22 protein-coding genes, 1 pseudogene and 1 riboswitch are annotated in these 20290 nt (G+C 51.4%); of the genes and pseudogenes, 11 read left to right on the top strand and 12 right to left on the bottom strand.

The genetic code is table 11. The features are described 5' to 3' along the window. Positions 1-23: 23 nt before the first annotated feature. The 6 genes from ruvB to serA all read right to left on the bottom strand — a co-directional run bounded on the left by ruvB (position 24) and on the right by serA (position 5600). Positions 24-1058: a Holliday junction branch migration DNA helicase RuvB gene (gene ruvB / locus EP25_RS0117200; protein WP_200875099.1), complete on the bottom strand. Its 1035-nt coding sequence runs from the start codon at positions 1056-1058 to the stop codon at positions 24-26. Then, entirely contained in the window at positions 1058-1666 is a 609-nt protein-coding gene (ruvA, locus tag EP25_RS0117195) for a Holliday junction branch migration protein RuvA (protein WP_031435037.1), read from the bottom strand. The genes ruvB and ruvA overlap by 1 nt, the downstream gene beginning before the upstream one ends. After that, entirely contained in the window at positions 1663-2160 is a 498-nt protein-coding gene (ruvC, locus tag EP25_RS0117190) for a crossover junction endodeoxyribonuclease RuvC (RefSeq protein WP_031435036.1), read from the bottom strand. The genes ruvA and ruvC overlap by 4 nt, the downstream gene beginning before the upstream one ends. 162 nt (positions 2161-2322) lie before the next feature. Next, positions 2323-3072, bottom strand: coding sequence for a YebC/PmpR family DNA-binding transcriptional regulator (locus EP25_RS0117185; protein ID WP_031435035.1), 750 nt, complete (start codon positions 3070-3072; stop codon positions 2323-2325). A 306-nt stretch (positions 3073-3378) separates the two neighbouring features. Beyond that, positions 3379-4020 carry an HAD-IB family phosphatase gene (locus tag EP25_RS0117180; protein ID WP_031435034.1) on the bottom strand — a complete coding sequence of 214 codons (642 nt, stop codon included), beginning with the start codon at positions 4018-4020 and terminating at the stop codon, positions 3379-3381. Further along, complete coding sequence (gene serA, locus EP25_RS0117175; RefSeq protein WP_031435033.1) at positions 4017-5600, bottom strand: phosphoglycerate dehydrogenase; 1584 nt, start codon at positions 5598-5600, stop codon at positions 4017-4019. Before serA ends, EP25_RS0117180 begins: the two co-directional genes overlap by 4 nt. Positions 5601-5684: 84 nt before the next feature. Between serA and EP25_RS0117170 the strand changes: the two genes are divergently transcribed. Then, positions 5685-6980 carry a chloride channel protein gene (locus EP25_RS0117170; protein WP_031435032.1) on the top strand — a complete coding sequence of 432 codons (1296 nt, stop codon included), beginning with the start codon at positions 5685-5687 and terminating at the stop codon, positions 6978-6980. Continuing rightward, positions 6970-7488 (top strand): TlpA disulfide reductase family protein, encoded by a 519-nt coding sequence (locus EP25_RS0117165; protein ID WP_031435031.1) that lies wholly within the window; start codon positions 6970-6972, stop codon positions 7486-7488. Before EP25_RS0117170 ends, EP25_RS0117165 begins: the two co-directional genes overlap by 11 nt. A 75-nt stretch (positions 7489-7563) precedes the next feature. Here the strand turns inward: EP25_RS0117165 and EP25_RS0117160 are convergent, their stop codons facing one another. Beyond that, positions 7564-7803, bottom strand: a complete 240-nt coding sequence (locus EP25_RS0117160) for a hypothetical protein (protein WP_031435030.1) — start codon at positions 7801-7803, stop codon at positions 7564-7566. 193 nt (positions 7804-7996) lie between these two features. Then, positions 7997-9865: a phosphomethylpyrimidine synthase ThiC gene (thiC, locus tag EP25_RS0117155; RefSeq protein ID WP_031435029.1), complete on the bottom strand. Its 1869-nt coding sequence runs from the start codon at positions 9863-9865 to the stop codon at positions 7997-7999. Between the two features lie 31 nt (positions 9866-9896). Further along, positions 9897-10003: riboswitch (TPP riboswitch) on the bottom strand. A gap of 227 nt (positions 10004-10230) precedes the next feature. Between thiC and EP25_RS0117150 the strand changes: the two genes are divergently transcribed. Further along, positions 10231-11109, top strand: coding sequence for an inorganic phosphate transporter (locus EP25_RS0117150; protein WP_084191080.1), 879 nt, complete (start codon positions 10231-10233; stop codon positions 11107-11109). A gap of 10 nt (positions 11110-11119) precedes the next feature. Here the strand turns inward: EP25_RS0117150 and tnpA are convergent. Continuing rightward, positions 11120-11551: pseudogene (gene tnpA, locus EP25_RS22085) on the bottom strand (IS200/IS605 family transposase). Positions 11552-11623: 72 nt separating this feature from the next. Here tnpA and EP25_RS0117135 point away from each other — a divergent pair. The 8 genes from EP25_RS0117135 to ybaK all read left to right on the top strand — a co-directional run bounded on the left by EP25_RS0117135 (position 11624) and on the right by ybaK (position 16928). After that, positions 11624-12382, top strand: a complete 759-nt coding sequence (locus EP25_RS0117135; protein WP_084191079.1) for an inorganic phosphate transporter — start codon at positions 11624-11626, stop codon at positions 12380-12382. Between the two features lie 322 nt (positions 12383-12704). Then, entirely contained in the window at positions 12705-13580 is an 876-nt protein-coding gene (locus EP25_RS22595) for an ABC transporter substrate-binding protein (protein WP_051906801.1), read from the top strand. Positions 13581-13639: 59 nt separating this feature from the next. Then, positions 13640-14386 (top strand): septum site-determining protein MinC, encoded by a 747-nt coding sequence (minC, locus tag EP25_RS0117125; protein WP_031435025.1) that lies wholly within the window; start codon positions 13640-13642, stop codon positions 14384-14386. A gap of 23 nt (positions 14387-14409) precedes the next feature. Then, positions 14410-15222, top strand: coding sequence for a septum site-determining protein MinD (minD, locus tag EP25_RS0117120; protein WP_031435024.1), 813 nt, complete (start codon positions 14410-14412; stop codon positions 15220-15222). Then, on the top strand, positions 15222-15482 hold the full coding sequence (minE, locus tag EP25_RS0117115; protein ID WP_031435023.1) for a cell division topological specificity factor MinE: 261 nt from the start codon (positions 15222-15224) through the stop codon (positions 15480-15482). The genes minD and minE overlap by 1 nt, the downstream gene beginning before the upstream one ends. A 41-nt stretch (positions 15483-15523) precedes the next feature. Continuing rightward, complete coding sequence (locus EP25_RS0117110) at positions 15524-15724, top strand: winged helix-turn-helix domain-containing protein (RefSeq protein ID WP_031435022.1); 201 nt, start codon at positions 15524-15526, stop codon at positions 15722-15724. 277 nt (positions 15725-16001) lie between these two features. After that, positions 16002-16394 (top strand): hypothetical protein, encoded by a 393-nt coding sequence (locus EP25_RS0117100; RefSeq protein ID WP_036300717.1) that lies wholly within the window; start codon positions 16002-16004, stop codon positions 16392-16394. A gap of 66 nt (positions 16395-16460) precedes the next feature. Beyond that, positions 16461-16928 (top strand): Cys-tRNA(Pro) deacylase, encoded by a 468-nt coding sequence (gene ybaK, locus EP25_RS0117095; protein WP_031435020.1) that lies wholly within the window; start codon positions 16461-16463, stop codon positions 16926-16928. Between the two features lie 15 nt (positions 16929-16943). Here ybaK and EP25_RS0117090 read toward each other — a convergent pair whose 3' ends face one another. From EP25_RS0117090 to lnt, 3 genes are read right to left on the bottom strand one after another with little or no spacing between them, the layout of a single operon-like run. Beyond that, positions 16944-17198, bottom strand: a complete 255-nt coding sequence (locus EP25_RS0117090; RefSeq protein ID WP_031435019.1) for a DUF504 domain-containing protein — start codon at positions 17196-17198, stop codon at positions 16944-16946. Positions 17199-17255: 57 nt separating this feature from the next. Beyond that, on the bottom strand, positions 17256-18527 hold the full coding sequence (locus tag EP25_RS0117085) for an HD-GYP domain-containing protein (protein ID WP_084191077.1): 1272 nt from the start codon (positions 18525-18527) through the stop codon (positions 17256-17258). Further along, positions 18524-20014, bottom strand: a complete 1491-nt coding sequence (gene lnt, locus EP25_RS0117080) for an apolipoprotein N-acyltransferase (RefSeq protein WP_031435017.1) — start codon at positions 20012-20014, stop codon at positions 18524-18526. The genes EP25_RS0117085 and lnt overlap by 4 nt, the downstream gene beginning before the upstream one ends. Positions 20015-20290: the final 276 nt, after the last annotated feature.

Below are 20290 nucleotides of genomic sequence, written 5' to 3'. Positions count from 1 at the left end.
CCAAGCTACCTTGGCGAAGCTCTTCAACTATCGAAGATATCGCCGCTGACCGGTTCCGTTTCCGGCGCGCGCAGGCCAAAATGCAGATAGGCCTTGCGGGTCACGATGCGCCCTCTGGGCGTGCGCATGATAAAGCCTTGCTGCAACAAATACGGCTCCAGCACGTCCTCGATCGTGCCGCGTTCCTCGCTTATCGCGGCGGCCAATGTATCCAATCCGACCGGCCCGCCTTCGAAATGTTCGATCATCGACAACAATAATTTTCGATCCAACGCATCGAAACCGTTATCGTCGATCTTCAACATTTTCAAGGCCTGACCGGCGATCTCGCGATCGACCATGCCATCGCCCTTGACCTCGGCGAAATCGCGCACCCGTCGTAATAACCGGTTGGCGATGCGCGGCGTACCCCGGGAACGTCGCGCGACTTCATCGGCGCCGCCGCTATCCATGCCGATACCCAACAGGCCAGCGGAACGCACCACGATGCGTGCCAACTCGTCGACAGCGTAAAATTCCAGGCGTTGCACGATGCCGAAGCGGTCGCGCAACGGCGACGTCAATAATCCGGCCCGGGTGGTCGCGCCGATCAGCGTAAACGGCGGCAAATCCAGTTTGATCGAACGCGCCGCCGGCCCCTCGCCGATCATGATGTCGATCTGGTAATCTTCCATGGCCGGATACAGGACCTCCTCGACCGCCGGACTGAGGCGGTGGATCTCGTCGATGAACAAAACATCGTGCGCTTCCAGGTTGGTCAGCAGGGCCGCCAGATCGCCGGCCTTATCTAGCACTGGCCCGGAAGTCTGGCGAATATTGACGCCCATTTCGGTGGCGATGATGTTGGCCAACGTAGTCTTACCCAAGCCCGGCGGGCCGAAGATCAAGACATGATCGAGCGCCTCGTTGCGACCGACCGCCGCCTTGATGAAGATCTCCATCTGCTGGCGCAATTCCTGTTGTCCGACGTAATCGGCCAGGCGCTTGGGACGAACTGCCCGATCCTGACGTTCTTCATCCAGCGAAGCTTGCGCACTGATCAAGCGATCGCTTTCGATCATCGTACCGCTCCTTGCAGGGCTAGACGAATAATGTCTTCACAGCGCTTATCCTCGCTGGCCACGGCACGCACCATCTTGGCCGCATCCTGGGGTTTGTAGCCCAGTGCGCACAGCGCCGAGATTGCCTCCTGGCTCGGATTGGCGGCGGCAAAGCTTTCCGGGTCGGCGCTTACTTTAACGTCCGTAGCTGAGGACTCGCTTAAATCGGGCAATCGATCGCGCATCTCGATGATCAAACGTTCGGCGGTTTTTTTGCCGACACCTGGCAGACGGACCAGCGCATGGCTGTCATGTTCCTGGATGCAACGGTGAAATTCCTCGGCGCTGAGGCCGGAAAGAATCGTCAGCGCCATTTTCGGGCCCACGCCATTGACCTTGATCAACGTCCTAAACATCATGCGCTCCTGTTCGGTGGAAAAAGCGAACAAGATATGCGCGTCCTCGCGCACCACCAGATGGGTAAATAGCCTGATATCCTCTCCCAGCGCGGGCAAATCGTAAAAGGTGGTCATCGGCGCCTCGACCTCATAGCCGACGCCTTGCACATCGATCAGCAATTGCGGCGGCGCCTTGGCAACCAGTTTGCCACGCAAAAAACCAATCACAACCGCACCTGCCGCAAACGTTTTTCGGTTTCCCGATGATGGCTATGGCACAGGCAAATACCCAATGCATCGCCGGCATCGACCTGCATCTCGCCTTGAATATTGAGCAAAATTTTTACCATGTGCTGCACCTGTTCCTTTTCGGCATTACCCTTGCCGACCAAGGCCTGTTTGACCTGACGGGCGGCATATTCGTAAACCGGCAAATCGTTGTTCAACGTCGCGCAAATCGCCGCGCCCCTGGCCTGGCCCAGTTTCAACGCGGAGTCCGCATTCTTGTGCATGAACACTTGCTCGATCGCCATTTGCTGCGGACGGTAAAGCGCAATCACCTCCGTCACGCCGTCAAAAATCTGCTTCAAGCGTTGCGGAAAGGATTCTGCATTAATACGGATACTGCCGCTGGCAATATAGCGATTACCCTGCGGCGATGATTCGATGATGCCGTAGCCGGTAATGCGCGAACCGGGGTCTATTCCAAGAATTCTGGTCAATTGTTATGTGCTCTCAAAACCACACGAGTTGCGAATGGATAAATGACTTCAATGCCGGATGGTCTTAATAATAGGCCGTTTACTGCCGGGACAGCAAACGGCCATTATTCCATCACTGTTGCTCGGGACAATAAAACAGTCATTCTCCCTGTTTGCATTCGCTCAATCTTCGCCCAGACTCTCCAGGATTTCATCGCTGATGTCGGCATTGGAATATACATCCTGGACATCGTCCAGGTCCTCCAGGCGTTCGATCAGGCGCATCATTTTAGCGGCCGCGTCGGCATCCAAGTCGGTCTTATTGTCCGCCTGCATAGTTACCTCGGCATTGGCCGGCTTGAAACCGGCCGCGATCATCGCTTCCTTGACCGACAGATAGTCTTCCGGCGTGGTCATCACATCCATGGAACCATCGTCGTTGGTAATAATATCTTCGGCGCCGGCTTCCATAGCCGCCTCCATCAAGCTGTCTTCATCCACCGAATCATCGTAACTGATGATGCCGACTTTATTGAACATATAAGCCACGGAGCCGTCGGTACCCAAATTGCCCCCCGCCTTGGAGAAGGCGTGGCGTACTTCGGCGACGGTCCGGTTGCGGTTGTCGGTCAAGCAATCCACCATGACCGCCGTGCCGCCTGGGCCGTAGCCTTCGTAACGAACTTCCTCGTAATTAACACCATCCAGCGCCCCGGTCGCTTTTTTGATGGTATTCTCGATCGTATCCTTTTTCATATTGGCGCCTAACGCCTTGTCGATCGCCGAACGAAGTGCCGGATTGTTGGTCGGGTCCGCGCCAGCCTTGGCCGCAACGGTAATTTCCCGAATCATTTTGGTAAAAATTTTGCCTCGTTTCGCATCCTGGGCGCCTTTACGGTGTTTAATGTTCGCCCACTTACTATGTCCTGCCATGTTTTCTCTCTTTCGTTCTTAACTAATTCTTCTATCCTGTGATTGCTCAGTAATGAAGCTGTTCTAAAATCGAAGTTGGGTTCGTTTCATTCAACCCAACCGATGGAGCGCCATATTTTCTCGCTAAGGGCGACAAAGACCTATTGCAGGAAAATCATGCAACTCAACCGTTTATAGTGTCAGGTTACGCGCCAGTCCAAACCCTATAGACGGAAGAAAATCGAAGTTTGCAGCCGGCTTTACCCATCGACAATTACTGGATCAATCGATAATTCTATCATTCAGCCCAAGGCATATCGAACTCGTTTATGTCAGATAACTCAATAGCGCCGAAAGATTCGGCTCGACCACGAAATAATCGGCCTGCTCTCTGACCGCCTCCCTGGCCACGATGCCGCCGAAACCGATCACCGTCGCTCCGGCCTGTTTGGCTTCGAGATCGGTCTTGCCGTCTCCGACCATCGCGACGGAACCGTTGCCGGCGATGATCCGCCGACAAATCTCGGCTTTGCCGCCGCTATAGGCCAACGGCGAAGTCTTGTCGAAGCCTCGGTATTCGCCTTGTTCGCTAAACTCGATATCCACGGCATGCACCTGTTGCGGCGGCACGCCAAGAAATTCGGCCAAGGGCAATATCGCCTGGCGCAGACCGCCGCTGATGATATGGACCTGTTTATGCTGTTGCTGCAATTGGACGATCGTTTCACGAGCGCCGGCGACAACCTCGTCGATGTAAAGCTGTGCCAGCCAATCGATCGCGGCCTTGTCTGGCTTGATCAACGACAACCGGTTTTCGTACACCTCTTCCAGCGCCAGCTCGCCATTCATCGCCGCATTGGTCAGCTGCGCGACCTGCTCGAACCTGCCGCTGCGGCGCGCCAGCTCGTCTATCCCTTCGACCCGGCTCAAGGTGCTGTCGCAGTCGAAGCAAATGGTTTCGTAGCTCATAGATGTATCTGTTTGACCGTATGTACCGCCGGAATATCGCAAACCGCCTGCACCAGTTTCTCGTCCAACGGATCGGAGACACTGATCACCGCCATCGCCTGTTGCTGGGAATCGGCCATGCCCACCTGCATCCTGGAAATATTGATATTCGACTCGCCCAATACCGAACTGATCGCCGAGATGACTCCTGGCTTGTCGTCGTGGCGGGTAATCAACAAGGTGCCTTCCGGCACTACCTCGATTTCGAATTGATCGATACTGACCAGGCGCGGATGACAATCCCCCAACAAGGTCCCCTCCAACGATACGGTGCGTCCTTGGCAATGGCCGGTTACCTTGATCAAAAACAGATACCCCTGCGATTCCTCGGTCTTGGTCTCGATCAGCGAAATTCCCTGACGCTTGGCGATGCTTTCGACGTTGACGCTATTGACCGGCGTATCGAATTGATCGGCCAGCATCCCCACCAGCGCCTCGACCGAAATGGGACGGATTTCGACCTCGGCAGCCTTGCCATAGGTGCCGACCTCCAGTTTTTTGATCGGCGTATCGACCAAATTGACCAGCATCTTGCCCAATATCTTCGCCAACATCATGAACTGGCGCGATTTTTTCAGCTCTTCCGCCGACAGACGCGGCAAGTTCAACGCATTGACGGCCTCGCCCGTGTTCAGATAGGTCACGACCTGCCTGGCAATCTCGACGCTGACCGCCACCTGCGCTTCGCGGGTGGATGCGCCGAGGTGCGGCGTAAAAACGATGTTATCGAGTTTCAGCAAGGGGGAATCCTTGGGCGGTTCGTGTTCGTACACGTCCAGGGCCGCGCCCGCGATGTCGCCATTCTCCAATGTCTTATAAAGCGCCTCCTCATCTACCAGGCCGCCGCGGGCGCAGTTGATCAAAATGGCCGATTTCTTCATCATCGCCAGCTGTTCGGCACCGATGATACCGCGGGTCTTTTCCGTCATCGGGCAATGTAACGTCAGGTAATCGGCCTGCTTAATCAACTCTTCCAACGTGACCGGTTCGGCACCATATTCGGCGAACACCTCCGGCGTGACAAAGGGGTCGTAGGCGATGACCCGCATTTTCAAGCCGTTACCCCGTTGCGCGACGATACGGCCGATCGTACCGAAACCCAGAATCGCCAAGGTCTTGTGGCTGACTTCGGCCCCCATCAGTTTGCTGCGTTCCCATTTCCCTTCCCTGACCGAAAGATTGGCTTGCGGCAGATTACGACTCAACGAGAAAATATGGCCGATGGCCAATTCCGCGGTCGTCGTGGCATTCGCGTCCGGCGTGTTCATGACGATCACGCCCAGTTCGGTGGCCGCCTTGACATCGACATTGTCCACCCCGATACCGGCGCGGCCGACCACCTTCAGGTTCTTGCCCGCTTTCAGCACTTTTTCGGTAACCTTGGAGCCGCTACGTATCAGTAACGCATCGAATTCCGGAATCAATGCGCACAGCTCGTCTTCAGACACGCCGGTTTGAATGTGGACTTGAATGCCTTGCTGCTGATTCAAAAAATTAATGCCGTCGTCAGCCAATTTGTCCGAGATCAATATCTTCTTCATTTACCTATCATCCAGGGTTTCGGGGTCGCCCATTATTTTAACAGCTTTGATATAATTGCAATAATTCACCCAACAGAATTCTTCATGACGGAACAATCCGCTTCTTTGCTCTCGGTCTCGGCTTGGAAACAGCGCCTGGTGTTCTGGTGCGGCGCCATCATGGTCGGCCTATTAATTGTCGCCATGACGATGCTCAGCGAGTGGGCGGCCGAAACCTATCGGCAATTATCCTTGCGCTACTTCTGGTTCAATTTCCTGATCGCGCCGCTGGGATTAAGTATGATCGCCTGGTTGACCTTTCGCCTGTTCCCCGGTTCCGAACGCAGCGGCATCCCGCAAGTCAAGGTGGCCCTGGAAATCAGCGACAACCTCAGTCAACGCGAAAAGCTATTGTCGTTGCGTATCGTCGTCGGTAAGATGCTGCTGCCCATCATGGGGCTGTTGTCAGGCGCCTCGGTCGGCTTCGGCGGTCCCGCCACCCATGTCGGCGCATCGTTTATGTCCTCGCTGGGCAAAGCGGTCAGATTTCCCACCCATTACATGGAGAAAGGCTTGATTTTGGCCGGCAGCGCCGCCGGTTTTGCCGCCATGTTCAGCGCTCCCCTGGCCGGCATCATCTTCGCGATCGAGGAAATGGGGCGCGCCTTGGAAGAAAAAGTTAGCAGCATGGTGCTGACCGCGATCGTATTCTCCGGCGTCACCGCCTACGCGATCCTGAACAGCTACATCTTTTTCTCGGACAATTACTTCGTCTTGCCGTGGGACCAAAGCTGGCTGGCCGTCCCGCTCTGCGGCATCGCCGGGGGCTTGATGGGCGGGCTGTTCAGTAAAATCATTCTCAGCGGCAGCCGACTGCTGAATCGCACCGGTTTATCCATCGTAACGATCGCCTTCGTTTGCGGCGGCATCATCGCCATACTGGGGCATTATTCCGGTGGTACAACCTCCGGCACCGGCTATCAGCAAGCCAAGGCGATTTTACAGGGTACAGGCGAGATGGACCCGCTTTACCCCATATTCAAGATGCTGGCGACCTGCGCCACTTATTTCAGCGGCATACCCAGCGGTATCTTCGTGCCCTCGATCGCCACCGGCGCCGGCATAGGCGTCAATCTGGCCCACTGGTTCCCTATCGCCCCGGCATCGGTGATGATTTTGCTCAGCATCACGGCTTATTTTTCCGGCATGCTGCAATCGCCATTGACATCCTTCGTACTGGTGATGGAAATGACAAACAGCAACGAAATCCTGATTCCGCTAATGGCCGCAACATTTTTCGCCACCGCCACGTCAAAATTGTTCAACCCGGTCCCGTTGTACCGTGCCCTGTGCGATAGCTATAAACAAACGAGCGAAGACCAGACAAAAGATGAAACATAAATTGATCTTGGTTGCCGGTTTATTGACCGTTTTGTCCTTGGTTGGTTGGCTTCTAACCGACCCCACCCCCCATCCCGCCCCGAACGTTAGTTTCAAGACCATTTCCAATAAAGACATCAGCCTGCGGAACCTGCGAGGTCGCCCCGTCATCATCACGTTCTGGGCCACCGACTGCCCGGCCTGTATCGAGGAAATCCCCCATCTGCTTGAGTTATACCGCCTGTTTCATCCGCATGGCCTGGAAATGATCGCTGTGGCCATGTATTACGACCTACCCAGCCACGTTGTCGAAATGAGTAAAATCAAACAGCTGCCCTACGACATTGCTCTGGATTTGAGAGCCGAGCTCAGCAAGGCATTCGGCGGGGTCATGCTGACGCCGACAACCTTCCTGATATCGCCAGGGGGGGATATCGTTTTGAAAAAATTGGGGGGGTTCGAACTTAACGCGATGAAACACAACATCGAGGCGATGTTATCGCGGAGCAAAAACGCTCAATCAATGTAATACGAAACAACCTTAAAACGCATAAAAAAAGGCAACTCATTCGGTTGCCTTTTTCATTACCCGGCTTGCGTCCGGTTACGGATAAATGACTTTGGGCTCGAAATAAGCAGCCGGGTATTTCGGATCGAACATTGCTTTTCTTTTCTTGGCCTTGGCCGCCTTTCCGCTTTCTTTGACCGCATCTTTATCGATGTAAACCACTTTCGGCTGAAAATACGCCGCAGGGTATTCGCTGTCGTCACTTTTAGCCGATGCATTTAAGGAAATTAATGACAGTCCGGCAACTGTCAATCCTAAAACAAGCATTTTTTTCATAAACCTAGAAACCTCCAAATAGTTATAAAGCAAACCGCATGTAAGAACCTATTATTTTAATTACCATGGCGACTATGCGGCAATGATTATATTAGTTGTTTTAAATATCCTTCCCTAGGAAAAGCCTATCCGATCTTCACGCTTTAATCTTGGTACAAAAAAGGGCGCATTACCGCGCCCTTCGTTGATCCCATTAAATTTTATGATAGATATCGGCCCCTTCCTCCAGGAATTGATGCGATTTCTCATCCATTCCCTGTTTCAATGCTTCGTTCTCGTCTATACCTTTTTCGGCGGCATAATCACGCACGTCCTGACTGATTTTCATCGAACAAAAATGCGGACCGCACATGGAGCAGAAATGAGCGATTTTGGCCGATTCCTTAGGCAGTGTTTCATCATGGAAAGAACGCGCTTTCTCCGGATCCAGTGAAATATTGAATTGATCTTCCCAACGGAATTCGAAACGGGCTTTGGACATCGCATTGTCGCGTGCTTGCGCGGCCGGATGGCCTTTTGCCAGATCGGCGGCATGGGCGGCGATTTTATAGGTGACGATGCCTTCGCGCACGTCTTCCTTGTTCGGCAAACCCAAATGCTCTTTTTGCGTCACGTAACACAGCATCGCGCAACCGTACCAACCGATATTGGCCGCACCGATCGCCGAGGTGATGTGGTCGTAGCCGGGCGCGATATCGGTGGTCAAAGGCCCCAAGGTGTAGAACGGCGCTTCATGGCAATCTTCCAATTGTTTGTCCATGTTGATCTTGACCATGTGCAATGGCACATGGCCCGGTCCTTCGATCATCGTTTGCACGTCATGTTTCCAGGCGATCTTGGTCAATTCGCCCAGCGTTTCCAATTCTCCGAATTGCGCCTCGTCGTTGGCATCGTAAATCGACCCCGGACGCAAACCGTCGCCCAACGAGAACGACACATCATAGGCTTTCATGATTTCGCAAATTTCCTCGAAATGGGTATAGAGGAAGCTTTCGGTATGGTGCGCCAGACACCATTTCGCCATGATCGAGCCGCCGCGCGAAACAATGCCCGTCAAACGCTTGGCAGTCAACGGCACATGGTGCAACCGCACGCCGGCATGAATCGTGAAGTAATCGACCCCTTGTTCGGCCTGTTCGATCAAGGTATCGCGGAAGATTTCCCAGGTCAGCTCTTCGGCCTTACCATCGACTTTTTCCAGCGCCTGGTAAATCGGCACGGTTCCGATTGGCACCGGCGAATTACGCAGAATCCATTCGCGGGTTTCATGGATGTTCTTGCCGGTCGACAAGTCCATGATCGTATCGGCGCCCCAGCGGATACCCCACAACATTTTTTCGACTTCCTCTTCAATGGAGGATGTGATCGCCGAGTTGCCCAGATTTCCGTTGATCTTGACCAGGAAATTGCGGCCGATGATCATCGGTTCCGATTCCGGATGGTTGATGTTGGCAGGGATGATGGCGCGGCCTCTGGCCACTTCGTCTCGCACGAATTCCGGCGTGATGACGGCCGGAATCGATGCGCCGAATGCCTCGCCGGGATGCCGGCCTTTCAGATATTCACGCATCTCCTCCATGTTTTGGTTTTCGCGGATGGCGATGTACTCCATTTCCGGCGTGATAATGCCTTGCCGGGCGTAATGCATTTGCGTCACATTCATCCCGGACTTAGCTCGGCGCGGTTTGCGGATATGCTCGAATCGCAGGTGTGCGGTGACAGGATCGTGCAGCCGCTCGCTTCCATAAGCTGAAGTCGGACCTTCCAACAATTCGGTATCGTTACGCTCTTCGATCCATTTGCCACGAATGGAACCCAAGCCTTTTTGCAGATCAACCTCAACACTAGGATCCGTATAGACCCCGGAAGTGTCATAAACATAAAGGGGCGGATTTTTTTCCGCGCCAAAATGGGCCGGCGTATCGGACAAGGTGATTTTGCGCATCGGTACACGGATATCGGGACGACTGCCTTCGACATAAATTTTTTCGGATGCGGGATAGGAATCGATTTTTACGCTACTGGCACTACCAGCGGCAATCTCTTTGCGGACAGCGCTCATGCTTATCTCCAAAATTCAATAAATCTCAAGCGCAGGGAAGTGATGGCTTTCCTACGCCGGTGTTAGCCGGATCAGGTTCAAAGGGTTTATCTCAGCCCGTTGCCAAACTCACAGCAACAAGCACCCCTAGCCTTGCGGATAGGCGTCTACGTTAAAGGATTATGCCGTCAAATGCAAGCACACTCGTCTTTCACGCATGAACTATTTTCTTATAAAACAAGAGGTTTTATTAGCAATAAACTTTTAGTCAGCTTTTCTTTCGCGAATGACGCCTTTATTCAAAAGCACAACAAGGCTGTCATATTTTTGTAACATTGTTCATAATGAGCGGTTAACTTCACAACATAACTAAAACTGGATTTTCCATGAATTTAGAACACGTTGCCCATAACCCCAATCGCCATCCCTTCGCCCGAGACCTTTTTAAGGCCGGCACGGCCTTTCTGTTCATCCTAGCCGTCGGTTATTACGTCACAGGCTATGTAATACCAAGCAACGGCAATCAAATATTGATCACGGCAGCTGTCATCGGCGCCTATATGGCACTGAACATAGGGGCCAACGATGTCGCCAACAATGTCGGTCCGGCGGTCGGCTCCAAGGCCGTTTCGCTCTTCGGTGCCATCATCATCGCCGCAATTTTCGAGGCATCCGGCGCCATAATTGCCGGTGGCGATGTGGTCGGGACGATAAAAAAAGGCATTATCGATCCCGCCATGATTCGCGATGCCAACACCTTTATCTGGTTGATGATGGCGGCGCTATTGGCGGCGGCCATTTGGCTGAATATCGCAACGGCTCTGAATGCGCCGGTTTCCACCACCCATTCGATCGTCGGCGGCGTGTTGGGCGCTGGCATCGCGGCCGGCGGCTTGGGGATCGCCAATTGGCCCGAATTCGGCAAAATCGCCGCCAGTTGGGTTATTTCCCCCGTTCTTGGTGGTGTCATCGCGGCTTCGTTTTTATACCTGATCAAGCGCACTATTACTTATCAACAGGATATGGTCGGTTCGGCGCAAAGAATCGTGCCAATCCTGATTGCGCTGATGACATGGGCATTTACCACCTACATTCTCTTAAAAGGGATTAAACATATCTTCAAAGTCGATTTCCTAACCGCAGCGAGCATCGGTTTGGCTATCGCCATTGCTACCTTTTTTTTGCTCACGCCAATACTAAACAACCACCCGCTCAAGCGGGTGGGTTCCAATAACGGACTGAAAGTCCGGATACGCGTCGACTAAACGACGCGTCTTAGTCGGGCTCCATCTTGAAATTATCGTTTGGATTAGGTTCAAAGTGATGCTCCAAATATTGCTTTATCATCTCATCAGTCATTTGCCCCACTGTGGCGCAAAAATAACCGCGGGCTCAAAAATGTCGACCCCAATATCGCTTTTTCAAGTGCGGGAACTCTTCGAACAGATAGCTCGAAGTTCGTCCCTTGATTCGCCTCATGATTTCGCTTGGGGCCATAGTCGGCGGCGCACTCACCAAAATGTGCACATGATCTTTGCTCACGACACCTTTGATAATCCGTATCTCAAAGGCTTCGCATGTCTGCCGCACCAAGTCTCTCACTCGTTCGGCTATTTCATCCTTCAGCACTTTATAACGATACTTCGTAACCCAAACAAAATGATACTCAATTTGGTAAACCGTATGGCTGCCGTATCTATAGTCCATCGCCACCTCCTTGGGCAAATTATCGCAGCTAAAGCTGACCGGCTAAAGCCGGTGGTTTAAACCTTATGATGGATAATTAAAAAGGCGTCAATAAAACTGGAAAACAACAAGGAAAGCGTCAACACCCTGTTCGCGATTCCGTTGATATGTTCCGCGGCCCTATTGAGCTTTGCTCATGGCGCCAACGACGTGGCCAATGCGGTCGGGCCGTTAGCGGCCATTAATGATGCAATCTTCAGCGGCGGCATCGCCAAAAAAGCGGCCATTCCTTTATGGATCATGCTAGTGGGCGCCTTTGGTATCGCTATCGGATTGGCTTTGTACGGCCCAAAACTGATTCGCACCGTAGGTAGCGAAATCACCGATCTGGATAAGACGCGTGCATTCTGTGTCGCCATGGCCGCGGCCATCACCGTGATTTTGGCCAGCCAACTGGGACTGCCGGTCAGCTCGACCCATACCGCGGTCGGCGCGATCTTCGGCGTTGGTTTTTTACGGGAATACCTGAAACATAGCAACGCCAAAAGAATCGCCGAGATTAGGGAACATCATCAGCACGTCGACCCGGAAAAAGTCGAAGCCATATTGCAGGAATTCGAAGCGGCGACGATCGAAAAAAAGGCCGAAATCCTCAAAGAACTCAAGGCAAAAAAAGAGGCCAGCCAATTAAGTCGCAAGGAGCGTAAAAGCCTGAAAAAAGCCTATCGCCAACAACTGGTTAAGCGCTCGCATTTATACAAAATCGCTGCCGCCTGGGTCATTACCGTGCCTTTATCGGGACTGCTGTCCGCCTTTATTTATTTTGCGATTCGCGGCTTTATGCTACCTTGAGATTAGCATGTTTTGCCTTCTCTCCTGGTCGGTTTTGGCGATAATTTGCCTCACCGGCCGGGCAACACCCCCACTAAGATTAGGTGTTATCGTCGTTTCACGTTAAACTTAACGCACAGAACAATTAACTAGAACACTCAACCTCAATCTGCTTCAACAAGCATATTAACACTCAATAGCCAGCCAACTTCACCGAGACCGACAATCCCACATGAGTTTTTTAGCGTTCTGCCCCCACAGAACCTTAACTAAAGTAATGCATTTTGCCCATAGGTTAGCGGGTTGCGTTACGGGCATTGTTGCGTCCCTTGTTTTTTCCTCGATGGCTTTATCGGCCAACCAATCGATCCTGATCGTTGCCGACGCCAGTTCCAGAATCCATGACCAAGTGGTTAAGGAATTACGGAACCACAAATTCCGCCCGGAAGTCAGCGTCGATTATTCCTATAGCGATGAAATAATCGTTAACACTCTTAACCAAAAAGCTTATTCTTTGGCCATCACACTGGGGTTCGAGGCCGCTTTGCTTATCAATCAATCCAATGTGACGACATTAAATACCTTGTTGTCGAGGTTCAGCATCGCGGACCGGCGTTTATGTTTTTCCAGCGAATGCCCAAATTCAACACAGCATTACAGTATTGTCCTCGACCAACCGATTGCCAGGCAACTCAATTTATTAACTACGATATTACCCAGTATAGAGAAAGTAGGCGTTTTAACGGCTAACTTTTCCGCTAACAAGACGACCAAGTTACAACAAGAAACAGTAAAAAGACACTTGCAACTCATCACCCGCCGCATCAATTCCCCCAACGAACTCAATCATCAATTCGACGAACTCTGCAAACAATCCGACGTAATTTTAGCTTTACCGGACCCTATGATTCATAACCGCGAAACCGTTCCCTATCTGTTGTTGACCAGCTATCGCTATAACATCCCCTTCATCGGTTTTTCCAAGGCCTATGTCAACGCCGGCGCCATCTCCGCGGTATTTTCTTCCCCCAAGCAAATCGCCCGCCATATACGGGAATTAGCAGAACAAATATTGACGAGCGGCAGCACGCTAAAACAAAAACTGTATCCCCCTAAATATTTCTCGGTCAGCACGAATAAAAATGTGGCGCAAAGCCTGGAAATCCGCTTGCCCCAAGAAGAACAGATAAAAACAAAATTATTGCAAATGGAAAAATGATTTTTCCATTTAAAGATGTTAACATTCAGTGCATTAGATAATTTATTTACATACCCCCGATGTCGACCGACACAACCGCCCCGCACAAAGCTGCTTTAGAGTTCAAAAGCACTTCTTTGAATGTGCCTGCATTGATCCTAATCAATAATGACCTTGTGCAAATTGAACAGCAATTACAGGAAAAAATTGCGCAAGCGCCGGAGTTTTTCAAACATTCTCCAGTATTACTCGACCTGCGGGAATTAAACAAACACGAATTGCCTCTGGACATAGATGCCATCGTCAACATCCTGAGAGCGAATAATTTTCTCCCCATCGGCATCCGCGGTGGAACGGAAGAGCAAAACCGTTCCGCCATCGGCTTGAACTTACCGGTTCATTCCGTCCACACGGCCCAACCAGCTGCCCCGAATCGCCAACAACCGGCGACCACGATCAATCCCAAGGTGGTCGAAGCCACAACTCAAGCTGAATCCCCCAGCCTGGAAAATAAATTGATCACCCATCCGGTTCGTTCGGGTCAGCGGGTTTATGCCAAGGGAGATTTAATCGTTACCGCGACAGTGAGCGCGGGCGCCGAAATCATGGCCGAGGGCAATATCCATGTCTACGGCCCGCTCCGGGGAAGGGCACTGGCCGGCGTTCAGGGGAACCCCGATAGCCGGATTTTCTGTTTCGATCTGCAGGCCGAACTGATCTCGATCGCAGGTAACTATAAAATCAGTGACGAATTGGACGAAACGGTTCGCCACAAACCCGTGCAGATCCGCCTGCAGGACCAAGCTTTGATCATTACACCTATTTAACCCTTTTGTTGGAGGAACATACTTTGGCCAGAATTATTGTCGTAACATCAGGTAAAGGCGGCGTTGGCAAAACGACGACTAGTGCCGCGATTGCCATGGGACTGGCAAAGAAAGGTCATAAAACAGCCGTTATCGACTTCGATGTGGGTTTACGCAACCTCGATTTAGTCATGGGTTGCGAACGCCGCGTGGTTTACGATTTTATCAATGTCATTAATGGCGAGGCCTCCTTGAACCAGGCCTTGATTAAGGATAAACGCTGCGACAAGCTTTTTATTTTGCCCGCATCGCAAACTCGCGACAAGGAAGCTTTGACCAAAGAAGGTGTCGACAAAGTCCTGAATGATCTTTCCAAGGATTTCGAATATATCGTCTGCGACTCTCCGGCAGGAATCGAGCGAGGCGCAACGCTGGCCATGTATTTTGCCGACGATGCCTTTGTTGTGACTAATCCGGAGGTTTCCTCGGTCCGGGACTCAGATAGAATGTTGGGCATTTTATCCAGCAAATCGCGTCGGGCCGAAAATGGCGAAGAACCGATCAAGGAATATTTGTTATTGTCGCGTTATTCTCCCGACCGGGTTAAACTGGGGGAAATGCTGAGCGTTGACGATGTCCAGGATATTTTGTCATTGCATTTATTAGGCGTCATTCCGGAATCTAAATCGGTATTAAACGCCTCGAACTCTGGCGTCCCGGTAATTTTGGACAAACAAAGCGACGCCGGCCAAGCTTATGCCGACATCGTGGCCCGCTACCTGGGCGAAGAATTGCCTCATCGCTTTATTAATGAAGAGAAGAAAGGGCTATTCGGTAAGTTGTTCGGGAGTAAGTAATGAGTCTTTTAGATTATTTCAGATCCACGAAACCCAGATCAGCTTCTGTCGCTAAGGAGCGTTTGCAGATTTTGGTGGCCCATGAACGGGCCGCCCGTAACCGCCCCTCCTATTTGCCAAAATTGCAACAGGAAATACTGGCCGTCGTACAGAAATATGTTAGCGTCGACGAGGATGCGATTTCGGTAAACTTCGAACAGGATGAAGATCAAGAGACTCTAGAACTGAATATTGTCCTGCCCGACGAGCAAAACAAATAAAATTGATTTTTTTACTAAACCTTCACAGAAGAGGAAATACTATGTCTAATGAAGTCATTGGTGATGCTGCCGGCAAGATCTGGAATTACCTGAATGAAAACGGTGATGCCAGCGTTTCCAAGGTAGCCAAGGAAACCGGTCTGAACAAAACCGATGTCCAGCGAGCCATCGGCTGGCTGGCTAAAGAGGGGAAATTAGGTTTCGAAGTGAGCGGCAGAACCGAAACCTTGTCATTAAAATAATATTCCGGCATTCAAAGTTCCTACATCTATCCGGCTAATGGATTATTTCCATAATTAAGTCAGGATACTTCCGTCCGGTAATCAAACCAGATGGTTACAGCGTGACTTCATCTATCCGCAATAAATCCGCTTATAGCTTCTGGTTAGGTGAAATCGCGCTGCTTATTTTCCTTTTATCGTTTCTTCACTTCTTATCGGCTGGCCAAACTTCGGCAGAAAGTTGAAAGATTGGCTATGCTTCCCCCTGCTATCATTAACTTTCATCAGAATTTTCCTCATGAAAAAACCAATACTCTTTTTATTCCTTGCACCCATGACCGTCGCCGCGCAAATGCCGCCAAATATGGATCAAGCGGCAATGCAGCAAATGATGCAACAAATGCAAGGCATGCGAAACTGTCTGCAAAACATCGATCAAAACGAATTGCAGGCTTTGCAGCAACGCGGTCGGGCCATGCAGGCCGACGTCAAACATCTCTGTTCACAAGGAATGCGCGACCAGGCCCAAGCCACCGCAATGAAATATGCGTTGGAAATGGCCAATGACCCTGCCGTGCAAGCCATGAAAAAATGCGGCGAGCAAATGAAGCAATTCCTTCCCAATATGCCGCAAGATACTTTCCCTACGAGCGAGGAGCTGCATAACAGGCATATTTGTGACCAAATGTAACAAGAAGAACTATCACGCCATAATACGGAGCTGGAACGTTAGCCTCAGTCAATACAGATTTACGAAATGACACCCGCCATCATTGCTGCCAAAAAAGCCAAGATCGATCACAAAATTCACGAATATGCCCACGATACTTCGGCATCCTCCTATGGTGCCGAAGCCGCCGACAAACTAGGCGTACCCGAAACAAGGATCTTCAAAACCTTGATCATCAACCTGGGAAACAAGGACCTGGCGGTCGGCGTCGTGCCGGTATCCGCTCTGTTGAATCTGAAACAGATGGCGAAAGCCTGCGGCGCCAAAAAAGCGGAAATGGCGGATAGCGCCGTTGCAGAGCGGTCCACCGGTTATGTCTTGGGCGGCATCAGCCCTTTGGGCCAGAAGAAACGACTCAAAACGATCATCGATGCTTCCGCGCAAGATTTCGCTACCATTTATATCAGCGCCGGTCGCAGAGGATTGGACCTGGAATTGAGTCCGCAAAACCTGCAGCAACTGACCAACGCGAGCTTTGCCAACATCAGTCAATAAGGACATAAAGCGGCATCAATGCTCCCGATGCCAAATCAAACGGTCGTTTCGATAAATCGACTTGACCCGATGGTAAGGCACCGAATGCACCCCCCCTTCCCGGTCGAGCACCTCGAAGGCGAAATGATCGCCTTTAGGGAATATGATTTCCTTGAAAGCGACGACGATCAAATGCTTTTCCACGCGGTCGTAATACCCAATTTTGAATTCATCCCCGCCCCAAGATTCATCCCAACGAATTCGATTTAAAATTTCCTGTATCGGCTGCATCTTTGTTAACTTTGATGAAATAGAATGGTCCGGCGCCGTCGGTTCTTTGCCTGCCTATTAAGCGGCAAGCAAGCCCCTGCGCAAACCTCCGCCGCCGTAAAACTTTTCGATATCGAAATCAAATTCGCTTGCCCTGGCAATTCTCCTGATCGTATAAGGCTGCCCTGAGGCATCCAAATCCAACCGGGACAGATCGACTAGGCGTTCGGGTTGCGGTTTTTTGTCTTCGTCCAATAACAGAATGATCTTGGGTTTGATTTTAGCCTTGGGATTGACTTCGACGACGATCGCGACTTCGCCGTTGCCCATTTCCACGATGCTGCCCGGCGGATAAATTCCCAGACATTCAATGAATTTAATGGTCAGCCCCGAATCCAAATGACTGTCGCCCTGCTTGGTCATGATGCTGATCGCATCCAGGTGCGTCCGTCCATTCTGACAAACCCGGTCGCTGGTAATGGCGTCGTACATGTCGGCGATCGCGACCATTCGCGCATACGGAGAGATTTGTTCGGCACTCAATCCTCGCGGATACCCGCTGCCGTCCAGTTTTTCATGATGGGTATAGGCGACATCGATCGCGCCGCCATACATGCCGCTGCTACTCATCAGCAGCTTCCAGCCCAGCGTGGTATGGCTTTGCATGACTTTCAACTCCTCCGCCGTCAACCTATCCGGCTTGTTCAAGATAGCCAGTGGCACCCGCATCTTGCCCATGTCATGCATCATGCCGCACAGCCCGATATTGTGCAACTCGTTGACCGGCAGATTAATTTGCCGGCCCAGGGCGATGGCATAAATACAAACGTTCATACTGTGCTGGGCGGTATATTTGTCCCGGCTTTTCAACTGCGTCATCCACATCAAGGCATCCGGATGATTCAGGATGCTGGTGACGCAATCGGCCACCGCCTTTTTGGCCAGTTCGACATTGATCGCCCGCCCCAACTGCACGTCTTCCATGAACCCCCTGACGACCGACGATGTTTGCTGGTAAACGTGACCGGCGTTGTCAATTTCCTGTTCAAAGCTTTTTCTGTTTTGCGGTGGAACGCGATTCGCCAGCCAACCTTTGGAATAAGGCGTATCGCGCGCGGTTCCGACCTTGGCTTTATTTTTCCGGGCGGAATCGATATAGACAAATTCGCATTGCTCCTGCACCGCCTTGATATCCTCGGCGGTTTTCAATTCGAACCCCTGAAACAGAAAATTGGTTTCCAACCAGGGGCGATCCAGCTTTGAGACATACATCCCGATCTGTAAGTCTTTGACGCCGACTTTAGTCAGCTGGATTGAAGTCCCGGGGGAGTCCAAATTATCGTTGATCATTTCGTTTTACCGACTAGTAAGGACGTAACGGACAAGACTAAAAATATAAATATAATAGCTTTATCGCCAATCCTAGCATAGGGCGTCATTCCCGACATCGGCACAATATTGTCGGTCAAGGTCGCTTGCTCGAATTGAGGTGCTTGTTTAATGATTTTACCCTTGTCGTCGACAAACGCCGTGATGCCGGTATTGGTCGCGCGCAACAGGTAACGCCCCGTCTCCAAGGCGCGCATTCTGGCAATCTGCATATGTTGATGGGGCTCTAGCGAATCGCCGAACCAAGCGTCGTTGGTGACATTGATTAGGTATGCCGCTTCCGGCAAGGCGGGCAAGAATACCGACGAAAAGGCGTCTTCGTAACAGATGGAAGTCGCGAACGGATAGCCGCCGGCAACCATCAAAGGCTGATCGTTGCCGCCGGGCACGAAATTCCCCAGATTGACCCCCAGCAGTTCCAAAACAAAACCCGACAGCGGCTGCAGCGGCAGATACTCGCCGAAAGGCAGTAAATGGTTCTTCTTGTACTCGCCTCGTTGCTTACCTAGGGTCAAAACCATATTGTAATTTTCCTTGGCGCTTTTGCCCTTGGCCGGCAAACTGACGATCAAGTCGGTGTCGTGTCGCCTGGCTTTTGCCTCCAAAGGTTCGATATAAAAATCCTCAACCTGATGCAGAAAAGCCGGAATCGCGGTTTCCGGCCAAATCACGACATCGGAATCCCAATGCGCCTCGGTCAAGCGTTGATAACTAATCAAGGTTTTGATGCGGAATTCGGGCAACCACTTTTTATCCTGGGCGACATTGCCTTGAATCAGCGTGACTTTGATGGCCTTGCCCCTCGACTCGGTCCAATCGATCAAACTCAGAGCGAACCCGCCGCTCCACAGCAAGAGCAATATAAGCGACGCGCGGAGCCACAATGCCCGTTGCCGGATAGTTTCGGCAAGCAATATTGCCGAAAGCAATAAAATAAAACCGGTACCGTAACTGCCGAGCAAAGGAATATAGCCGGCTAACGGCGTATCCAACTGCGTATAGGCGACCTGTAGCCAGGGGAAACCATTCAATAACAAATAACCACGCACATAATCGATCAATATCCAAATGGCCGGCAGCAGGACAACTTTGCCCCAAACGCCTTGCCGATTTTCCAATTTGGCCGTTAAATAAGCCGTCAGCGCGGGAAATATCGTCCAGAACAGACAAAAGAAGGCGGTCAACAAGCCGGCGCCGATATAATGCGCCCCACCGTAATCGTGAATACTGACATAGACCCAATGGACCCCGCTGCCATACAAGCCGACGCCGTACAGGAATCCGCGCCACAACGCCCGTCCGGGCGAAACGCCTTGCCAACTGTAAAAGGCAAAAACTAACGAAAACAGGCTTAACAACCAAACATTGAAAGGAGCGAAGGACAACGTCATCAATCCGCCGGCAAGCGGCGAGAGTAATTCCCATTTCCAATTGAAGATGAATTTCATGTATTCCGTCCGGTAGAAAAAGCCGGGACAGACTAACAAACTTACCAAACGGGGTAAAATTTCTCTAACAAGACCCATTCAACGAAAGTTCATAAACAATGATAGGCCGATAATTTCATCACTTAAAATATGGAAATATTCCCTTTTTTTGCTATCATCACTCCCAGGCCAATTTTCATACCTGAATAAACCGTTATTCCGCTTCCTTTCATTTCCAGCGTCACTGTCAATGCCCGCTCTGCATAGTCTGGATGAATCCGAAAACCGTCCACCCCT

The sequence above is a fragment of the Methylomarinum vadi genome (genome assembly GCF_000733935.1).
Taxonomy (GTDB): domain Bacteria; phylum Pseudomonadota; class Gammaproteobacteria; order Methylococcales; family Methylomonadaceae; genus Methylomarinum; species Methylomarinum vadi.
Note: the sequence above shows the minus strand (reverse complement) of the source record. Positions and strands in the feature narration are given on the sequence as shown.